The organism is Streptomyces sp. NPDC050164, assembly GCF_044459945.1.
In the GTDB taxonomy this organism is placed as follows: Bacteria; Actinomycetota; Actinomycetes; order Streptomycetales; family Streptomycetaceae; genus Streptomyces; species Streptomyces coeruleorubidus_A.
In genome coordinates this window covers 487347-496956 of sequence record NZ_JBITJK010000003.1, presented here as the reverse complement: position 1 = coordinate 496956, position 9610 = coordinate 487347, and the positions used below count along the sequence as shown (strand labels likewise).

5 protein-coding genes and 2 pseudogenes are annotated in these 9610 nt (G+C 71.1%); 5 read left to right on the top strand and 2 right to left on the bottom strand.

Features of this window, described 5'->3' with window-relative positions; all coding sequences use genetic code 11:
* Nucleotides 1–216: 216 nt before the first annotated feature.
* Together ACIBNA_RS07715 and ACIBNA_RS07710 are read right to left on the bottom strand one after the other, a co-directional pair.
* A pseudogene (locus ACIBNA_RS07715) lies at nt 217–1116 on the bottom strand (acetyl-CoA carboxylase biotin carboxylase subunit family protein); the annotation flags it as partial.
* 314 nt (nt 1117–1430) lie between these two features.
* Nucleotides 1431–3063 (bottom strand): annotated as a pseudogene (locus tag ACIBNA_RS07710) (amino acid adenylation domain-containing protein); the annotation flags it as partial.
* Nucleotides 3064–3423: 360 nt separating this feature from the next.
* Here ACIBNA_RS07710 and ACIBNA_RS07705 point away from each other — a divergent pair.
* From ACIBNA_RS07705 to ACIBNA_RS07685, 5 genes are all read left to right on the top strand, one after another.
* Nucleotides 3424–4482, top strand: coding sequence for a LacI family DNA-binding transcriptional regulator (locus ACIBNA_RS07705; protein ID WP_399164328.1), 1059 nt, complete (start codon nt 3424–3426; stop codon nt 4480–4482).
* A 157-nt stretch (nt 4483–4639) separates the two neighbouring features.
* The gene (locus ACIBNA_RS07700) at nt 4640–5884 is read left to right on the top strand and encodes an extracellular solute-binding protein (RefSeq protein WP_399164327.1); all 1245 of its coding nucleotides are present in this window, start codon (nt 4640–4642) and stop codon (nt 5882–5884) included.
* Nucleotides 5885–5905: 21 nt separating this feature from the next.
* Nucleotides 5906–6895, top strand: a complete 990-nt coding sequence (locus tag ACIBNA_RS07695) for a carbohydrate ABC transporter permease (RefSeq protein WP_399164326.1) — start codon at nt 5906–5908, stop codon at nt 6893–6895.
* The gene (locus ACIBNA_RS07690) at nt 6892–7722 is read left to right on the top strand and encodes a carbohydrate ABC transporter permease (RefSeq protein WP_399164325.1); all 831 of its coding nucleotides are present in this window, start codon (nt 6892–6894) and stop codon (nt 7720–7722) included. The genes ACIBNA_RS07695 and ACIBNA_RS07690 overlap by 4 nt, the downstream gene beginning before the upstream one ends.
* A gap of 80 nt (nt 7723–7802) precedes the next feature.
* The gene (locus ACIBNA_RS07685; RefSeq protein WP_399164324.1) at nt 7803–9560 is read left to right on the top strand and encodes an MGH1-like glycoside hydrolase domain-containing protein; all 1758 of its coding nucleotides are present in this window, start codon (nt 7803–7805) and stop codon (nt 9558–9560) included.
* The last annotated feature ends 50 nt before the right edge of the window (nt 9561–9610 follow it).

Genomic DNA, 9610 nt, shown 5'->3' with positions numbered 1-9610 from the left:
TCAGCGTGCTGTTCGCGATGCTCCGCGACGGAACCTTCTACGAACCAAGAAGCCCCCGTCTCGCTTGACGAAAGACATAGAGGCACCCCCCCCGCCCAGGGCAGGATCCCGCCCTGGGAACAGGTCCGCTCGCTGGCCGCAGGTATCGCCCACTACTGTCGTCGGCCCCGTGCGCGGCTGAGGCGGCCACCGGGCAAGCCGGGTGGCCGCCCTGTGTCACAGGGGGCGCAGCACCTCCAGACCGATCGCGGGCGCGGCCTTGTCGAGGTCGGCCAGGCACCCTTCGCGGGTGTCGCCGACGACGGTGACCAGGGCGTAGCGGCCGGCGACATGGCCGTGCGGCGGCAGCCGCAGCTCCTGGCCGGGGAGGGCGACCGCCAGGGCGGAGTCCACCCCGGGGGGCAGCGCCGCGCGGTCGATCGACACGTGGCGGGCGATGCAGTCCGCCTCCGGATAGTGGAAGCGGACGGCCGCCACGCGGTGCCGGTCGGGGCGGATGTCGGGCTCGTCGCCGCAGGCCACGCGGGCGGCGACGAGCGCGGCGTCGACACCGAGGGCGAGTCGGCCGATGTCCGGGATGCGGTCGCCGCCGATCCGGGCGTTGATCTCCACGACCTTGGGGCCGGCGGCGGTCAGCCGCAGTTCGGTGTGGGTCCACCCGGTGGTGAAGCCGACGGCCCGGTGCGCACCGGCCAGCACGTCCCGTACGCGCGGGTCGTCCATCAGCGGGTCGCGGCCGTCGACGAGGTGGCCGACCTCCTCGAAGTACGGCGGGTAGCCGCAGTCCTTGCGGGCCACGAAGGCCAGCGACATCCGGCCCTCGTACCAGGCCGCGTCGACACTGATCTCAGGGCCGTCGAGGTACTCCTCCACCAGGACGTCCCCGGGGGCCACCTCCACGGCGCCGGGCGCGGTCGCCGCGCGGGCCAGCCGGAACCGGCCGGCCAGCAGGTGGGCGGACTCCACCTTCACCACGCCCGTACTGGCGTTCAGCGCCCGGGGTTTGAGCACCAGCGGGTAGCCCACCCGCGCGGCGGCGGCGCGGGCCTGCGGGAGCGAGGTGACGGGCACCGACTCGGCCTGCGGCACCCCCGCGGCACGGAGCGCCTCGCGGGTGGCCCGCTTGTCGCGGCACCGCAGCACGGCCCCGGGCGGGCTGCCCGGCAGGCCGAGCAGCCGGGCCAGTTCGGCGGTCTGCACGACCCGGGTGTCGTCCCAGGTGATGACCCCGGCGCAGCCCAGGCCCCGGGCGGCGGCCGCCAGCGCGGCCGGGTCGGCGGTGTCGAGGACGGTGTGCCCGGTGAGGTACGGCGCCTCCCAGGTGGGCGCGCGGTCGGCGAGCAGGTGGACGTCGTACTCTCCGGCCACCGAGCGCAGCAGGTACTCCCGATAGATCTGCGAGCCGGCGCCGACGAGGGCGAGTGTTCTCCTCATGCGCGTGCCTCCGCCTCGGCGAGGTGGGCGGCCAGGGTGCGTACCGTGTGGTGCAGGTAGAGCTGCGACAGGGGGAAGACGGGCATCCGGGCCTCGCGGAGCGCGGCCAGCAGCCGTACGGCGAGCAGCGAGTTGCCGCCGAGGGTGAAGAAGTCGTCGTCCGGTCCGACGCGGAACCCGAAGACCTTCTCCCACACGCCGCGCAGCCGGTCCCAGGTCGCCGGCCTCCTCGTCCGCAGCGGCCGGTGTGCTCCGCACGCCGGCGAGGGGCTCCGGCAGCCGGGACGTGTCGATCTTGCCGTTGGGGGTGAGTGGGAGGGCGGGCAGCGCGGTGACCGTCGACGGGACCATGTGCTCGGGCAGGAACCGTGCCGCGTGGCGCCGCACCTCCTCGGTTCCGGCCGAGGGCGCGGCGCCGTCGGGGCCCGGGCCCCCGTCCCCGCCGCGGAGCACCACATAGGCGTCCAGCCGCGCGCCGGCCGCGTCGCCCGGCTTCTGCCGCAGCACCACGGCGGCCGCCGCGACACCGGGCGCGTCCAGCAGCCGGGCGCGGATCTCGTCCAGCTCGATGCGGAAGCCGCGCAGCTTCACCTGGTTGTCGAGGCGCCCCAGGTGCTCCAGTCTGCCGTCTGGCAGGAGCCGGCCCCGGTCGCCGCTGCGGTACATGGGGCCGGGGGCGTACGGGTCGGGGATGAAGCGCTGCGCGGTGAGTTTGGGCCGGTTCAGGTACTGGCCGGCCACTCCGGCCCCGCCGACGTGGATCTCGCCGGCGACGCCCGGGGGCAGCTCGCGGCCCTCGGGGTCGAGGACGTAGAGGTGCCAGCCGGGCAGCGGGTGCCCGACGGACCTCGAACCGGTCAGCGCCTCGCGGCGGGTGACGGTCTGGGCGGTGACGTGCACGGTGGTCTCGGTGATGCCGAACATGTTGACCAGCCGGCACCGCGACGCCGGGTGCCGGTCCAGCCAGGACAGCAGCGGGCGGGTGTCCAGCGGTTCGCCGCCGAAGACGACCAGGCGCACCGAGTCGGTCACCGGTTCGGCCCGGTCGGCCTCCATCAGCTGGGCGAACGCGCTCGGGGTCTGGCTGAGGACGGTCACCCGTTCCTCGCCCAGCAGCCGGGCGAACCGCTCCGGGTCCCGGGACGCCCAGTAGGGCACGACGACGAGCCGGCCGCCGGTCGTCAGGCAGCCCCAGATCTCCCAGACGGAGAAGTCGAAGGCACTGGAGTGGAAGAGGGTCCACACGTCCCGGCCGCCGAGCCCGAAGTCCGCGCGGGTGGCGTCCATGAGGGCCGCCACGTTGCGGTGCGGGACGACGACGCCCTTGGGGCGGCCGGTGGAGCCGGAGGTGTAGATCACGTAGGCGGCGGCGTCGGCGGAGAGCGGTCCGGGCGCCGGCGCCTGCTCGTCCGGGTCCGCAGCGGCGAGGGCGCCGGGGTGGACCGTCCGCACGCCCTCCGCGGCGGGAAACGCGTCGGACTCGGTGACGACCAGGGACAGTTCCGCGTCCTCGGTCATGTACGCCAGCCGGTCGGCCGGGTAGGCGGGGTCCATCGGGACGTACGCCGCGCCCGTCTTGAGCACCCCGAGCAGGATCACCACGAGGTCGGCCGTGCGGTCCAGGCAGACGCTTCACCGGGCCGACACCGACCTCGATCTGACGGGCCTTCACCCCGGCTCAGGTGGCGCATGGGGCGCGATGCTCTGCACTGCCGTCGCCTCGACGCCGACATCGGCTGCGACCGTGAGTCGAACCGGTTCGAGCTGCTGGCCTGGCAGAGTAGCGCCGACGATCCGCTGAGGCAATACAGCGCACACGCACTTAACAAGTGCTGCACCAAGCATTGACACCCGCCCGGCCTCGCTCCTACCTTCGCTCCACCCGAACCGGTTCGACAACTGGTTCCACCCTCCTCCCTCCTTCAGTACCTATGACCGGCGAATGCATGCCTTTCGCCGAGTAGCGAACCGGTTCGATCAAGGAGTCTCGTGAACATCGGTGAAATAGCCCTGCGGGCCGGTGTCTCGCGGAGCACGGTCTCTTACGCGCTGAGCGGCAAACGCCCCGTCTCGGACGACACACGCCGGAAGATCCAGCGGGTCATCGACGAGCTGGGCTACACGCCCAATGCGAGTGCGCGAGCCCTGGCCAACGGCCGGACCAGCACGATCGGCCTGGTCTTCCCGCCGGCCGGAAACCACTACACGGGCATGCAGCTGGACTTCATCGGCAGCGTGGTGGAGGCCGCGGCGGCCTATGACTACGACGTGCTGCTCTCCCCGAGCGGCGTGGACAGCGACCGCTCCTTCCAGCGGCTGCTGGGGGAGCGCAGAGTCGACGGCGCCATCCTGATGGAGATCAGGCTTCAGGACGACCGGGTGGACCACCTCACCGCGGTGGGTTTCCCCGCCGTGTGCATCGGCCGCACGGCGCAGCCGGACGGCGACTGGTGGGTCGGGCTGGATCACACCGCGCTGGTGGAGGCATGTGTCCACCACCTCGCGGACCTGGGTCATCGCAGGATCGCGTTCGTCAACCGGCCCGAACAGCTCCTGCAGGCCGGGTACGAGTCCGCCCACCGGGGACTCGACGGCTTCACCAAGGCCTCGGCGGAACGCGGACTGACCGTCCGGACGTACTGCTGCGGTGACGACGCCCCGTCCGGCCAGGCCTGCCTGGAACAGATCCTGCACGACGCTCCCGCCACCACCGCTCTGGTCACGCTCAACGAGGCCGCGCTGGGCGGCCTGTACCGAGGGCTCGCCCAGGCGGGCCGCCATGTGCCGCGTGACTTCTCCGTCACCGGGGTGGTGGCCGGCCGGTGGGCGGAGACGGTGACCCCACAGCTCACCGCGGCGGACGTACCGGCGGAGCAGATGGGGCACCTCGCGGTCGACCTGCTCGTCGAGCGGCTCGACCACCCCGACGCGCCGCCCCGCCACCACCTGCTCACCCCGCCGACCTCCTTGCGTGCCAGCACCGGGCCCGCCGGCCCCACACCGCCCGCCGTAACGCAGGCGGCCCCTGGCTCGGCCCCGCATCGCTGAACGTACCTTCCATGCCGTCCGGCACACCCCGATTCGTCTTCCCCGGGTCCCTCCTCCCACCGGCCGGCCGGCTCTCCCGGCTCACTCGGACAGACCCGCACACCTTCCGATCACCTGCCTCGGCACGCGTGTGCCGAACACCCCAGAGGAACCAGCGATGAACAGAACCACCAGACGTCGTCTCACGGCCGCGGCCCTGACCGTCGTCGCCGTCGTCACCGGCACCAGCGCATGCTCCACCGGCACGGGCAAGACGTCCGCGCAAGCGGCGGGCGGCGGTACCTACACCATCTGGGACCCGTACCCGCAGTTCGCCAAGGACTCGGCGTGGGCGAAGCTGCTGGACGACTGCGGCACCAAGGCCGGAGTGAAGATCAAGCGGACGGCGTTCGACACCAGCGACCTGACGAACAAGGCTCTCCTCGCAGCGCAGCAGCGCAACTCCCCGGACGTGCTCATCGTCGACAACCCCGTCGTCTCCACGCTGGCCGAGGCCGGCGTGCTCACCGCCACCGACGAGAACAAGCTGGACACCTCGAAGGTGAGCCCCAACCTGCTCGCCGCCGGTGAGGCGGGCGGCAAGACGTACGGCACGCCCATCGGCGCGAACACCCTCGCGCTCTACTACAACAAGGAGGTCCTGAAGGACGCGGGCGTCGACATCGCCTCGGTCAAGGACTGGAAGTCCCTCACAGCGGCGCTGGCCAAGGTCGAGAAGGCGGGCAAGAAGGGCATCACCTTCTCCGCGGTCGGCACCGAGGAAGGCAGCTTCCAGTTCCTGCCCTGGTTCTGGGGTTCCGGCGCGAAGCTCACCGCGCTCGACTCACCCGAGGCCGCCTCGGCGCTGAAGCTGTGGACCGACTGGCTGAAGAAGGGCTACGCGCCCAACTCCGTCATCAACAACACCCAGACCACCAGTTGGCAGGAGTTCGCGAGCGGCGACTACGCCTTCGCCGAGAACGGCACCTGGCAGCTCGCGAACGCCGAGAAGGCGGGCTTCGACTACGGCGTCCTGCCCATCCCGGCCTCCACCGGGGGCAGTGCCGCCGCCCCGACCGGCGGGGAGTTCGTCACCCTCCCGGTCCAGGGCGAGACCGGCCGCTACGCCACCTCGCAGAAGCTGGTTTCCTGCCTGACCAGCACCGAGAACCTGTACACGACCGACACCACCCTGTCGTACGTGGCCCCCACCACCGAGGTGCAGGACAAGCAGGTCACGGGCGACCCGAAGCTGAAGCCGTGGGTCGAGGCGGTGAGTGCGGCCAAGGGCCGTACCAGCGATGACCTCGGCACCAAGTACCCCAAGATCTCCGAGCAGATGTGGAAGGCGGTCCAGTCCGCCCTCAGCGGTTCCGCGTCGCCCGAGGACGCGCTCGCCGAGGCGCAGACCGCCGTCAAGTAACCAGAAACCCGTGGTCTGCCCATGAACCGCACGACATACCCGCCGGGCGGCCGGCTCCTGCTCGACCGGAGCGGGGCGGTCACCGCCGCCCCGTCTCCGGCCCGCACCGCGTCTCGCCGAAGGCCTCGCCCCCGCTCGCAGCAGTGGGCCGCCTGGGCCTTCCTCGCCCCGGTGACCCTCTACCTCGCCCTCTTCTACGCCTATCCGCTCTACCGCAACCTCGACCTGAGCCTGCGCAACTACACCGTCCGCTCCTTCGTCCAGGGCGACGCGCCGTTCACCGGCCTGCAGAACTACCGGACCGTCTTCCAGGACCCGGCCTTCGGACCCGCACTGGCCCACACCGTGGCGTTCACCGCCGTCTGCCTGGTCTTCCAGTACGCCATCGGCCTGGCCCTCGCGGTCTTCTTCAACCAGCACTTCCGGCTCTCGGCGACCCTGCGGGCCCTGTTCCTCGTCCCCTGGCTGCTGCCGCTGATCGTGTCGGCCTCCACCTGGTCGTGGATGCTCAACAGCGACTCCGGCATCGTCAACTCCCTGCTGAGTACCGTCGGTATCGGGCCCCTGAACTGGCTGACGTCACCGTCCTGGTCGCTGACCTCGGTGATCATCGCGAACATCTGGATCGGCGTCCCGTTCAACCTCGTCGTGCTCTACAGCGGTCTTCAGTCGATCCCCAGCAGTCTGTACGAGGCAGCCGCACTGGACGGCGCCGGTGCCTGGCGCCGCTTCTGGAGCATCACCTTCCCGCTGCTGCGCCCGGTCTCCGCGATCACCCTGCTCCTCGGGCTGGTCTACACCCTCAAGGTCTTCGACATCATCTGGATCATGACCAAGGGCGGCCCGGCCGGCTCGTCCACCACCTTCGCCACCTGGTCCTACCAGCTCGGCTTCGGCAACCTGCTGCCCGCCTTCGGGCCCGGAGCGGCCGTCGGCAACCTGCTCGTCGTCGCCGCCCTGGTCTTCGGCCTGGTGTACCTGAGGGTCCAGAGAAAGCAGGCACGGGCATGAACTCGCTGCAGCGGCGCGGCCGTACGCGGTGGAAGACCGCCCTCGGCCTGGCACTGACCGCCCTCATGCTCTTCCCGGTCTACTGGATGCTCAACGTGTCCTTCACCCGTGACCAGGACATGCGCAAGAGCCCGCCCGACCTGTTCCCCGCCCACGGCACCCTGGCCGGCTACCGGACCGTCCTGGGCGAGCAGTTGCCCTACCTCGGCACCAGCCTCGTCATCGGCCTGGGCACCGTCGCCCTCACCGTCGTACTGGCGGCCCCCGCCGGCTACGCCCTGGCCAAGCTCCGCCCGCGCGGCGGCGGCGTGCTGAGCTTCCTCTTCCTGGTCGCCCAGATGATCCCCGGCATCATCATGGCGATGGGCTTCTACGCCATCTACCTGCAGCTCGGCCTGCTCCAGTCCGTCCCCGGCCTGATCGTCGCCGACTCCACGCTGGCCGTCCCGTTCGCGGTGCTGATCTTCACCGCGTTCATGTCCGGCATCCCCTGTGAACTGCTCCAGGCGGCGCAGATGGACGGCGCCGGGCCCTGGCGCACCTTCCGCGCGGTCGTGCTGCCGATGAGCCGCAACGCCGTCGTCACCGTGTCGCTGTTCGCGTTCCTGTGGTCCTGGTCCGACTTCGTCTTCGCCAGCACCCTCGTCAACGGCGGCGCGCACGAGCCGATCACCCTCGGCATCTACCACTACATCGGCAACAACAACCAGGAGTGGAACGCCATCATGGCCACCGCCGTCGTGGCCTCGCTGCCCGCCGCGGTGATCCTCGTCCTCGCCCAGCGCTACGTCGCCGCAGGCGTGACGGCCGGAGCCGTCAAGGACTGAGACCTCCACCGCGTCGTGACTGATCCCCCCCCCGCCCGTCGGTCGCCCGCCACCCCAGCTCGAGAAACGAGTCACACCTCATGACCGCCGAACCATCCGGCCCGGCCTTCTCCGTCCACGACATCCCGTTCAGCACGTACGGGTCATGGTTCGGTATCTCGCCCGTGGTGGCGCAGAAGACGTACGCGGACGAACTCCACCTGGTCTCCCACCAGAACGGTATGCACCCCGTCCTGCGTTTCGTCCCCTTCGACCCGGCGACAGGGGAGCGGACCGAGCCGCGCGTCTCGGCGACACCGGGCTTGCTCACCTGGAACCACGAGAGGGGGCGTATCGACCTCGCCTACGAGTCACCGGACACCGTTCGGCTGCGTGGCGACGGACTCGGCCTGCGCATCTGCGCCGCGGAGGACACCCTGACTCCCTTCACCGGCGCCTACTTCTTCCGCGACCCGGTGGACGGTTCGTATGTCTACACCTCCTACGAGACCGGGCGGCGTTATCGGATCACCGTGCTGTCCGGTGCCGGGGCCGACGCGTCGGGTACCGAGGCCCTGGGCAGCGCGGACCGCGCTCTCGCCGTGACCGCGGCATCCGGAGGAGTCTGGGAAGCCGCGGTGGAGGAACTCGACAGCGCACGCCGCCCCTACGCCCCGCAGACGACCTTCGAACAGGTCGTCGCGGCCGCCCGGAACGCCTTCGCCGGCTTCGCCGACGCGGTGGCCCCCTGGCGCTCCGGGAACACCCCGGCCGCGGAACTCGCCGCGTACGTCCTGTGGTCCGCGACGGTCCGCCCGGCCGGCTTCGTCACCCGGCCCGCCGTCCTGATGTCCAAGCACTGGATGGACAAGGTCTGGAGCTGGGACCACTGCTTCAACGCCCTGGCCCTGGCCCCCGGCGCCCCCGCCCTGGCCTGGGACCAGTTCCACCTGCCCTTCGACCACCAGGACGAGACCGGGGCGCTGCCCGATTCCGTCACCCACTCCGAGATCCTCTACAACTACGTCAAGCCCCCCATTCACGGCTGGGCCCTGGGCCATCTGCGCCGGCGGCTCCCCGAGCCCCCAGGCCGGGCGGAGCTGACCCGAACCTACCGCCGCCTCGAACGCTGGACCGAGTTCTGGCTCACCGCACGACGAGCACCCGCCGCGGATCTGCCCCACTACCAGCACGGCAACGACAGCGGCTGGGACAACGCCACGACCTTCGACCCCGAGCGTGTGATCGTCACCGCCGACCTGGCCGCGTTCCTGATCCTCCAGATGCGCGAACTCGCTTGCCTGGCCGATGAACTGGACCTGCCGGACGAGGCCCGCCGGTGGACGCGGACCGCCGACGCGACACAGGCCGCGCTGCTCGGACAACTGTGGCGCGGCGACCGGTTCGTCGCCCGTGGAGCGCTCACCGGTAACACCTGGAGCAGCTCCAGTCTGCTGGACCTCATGCCGATCGCACTGGGCGAGCACCTGCCGGAGCACGTCGCCACCACGCTGGCCGGCCGCATCGAGTCACACCTGACCGCTTACGGACTCGCGACGGAACTGCCCAGCTCCCCGCACTACCTCTCCGACGGCTACTGGCGCGGCCCGATCTGGGCCCCCGCCGTCGTCCTCATCGAGGACGGCCTGCGCCGCGGTGGCCACCACCGCCTCGCGGACGAGGTCAGCACCCGCTTCCGGACGCTCTGCGAACACCACGGATTCGCCGAGAACTTCGACGCCCTCACCGGAACCGGCCTGCGTGACCGCGCCTACACCTGGACCGCCAGCAGCTACCTGCTCCTCGCCGAAGCCCACGAACTCCGGCTCGCCTCACCCGCCGCGCGTACCAGCGCATGAAGACTCCTGGGCCGTCCCAGCCCAGGCAACACCCACTCCGGGAGACCCAC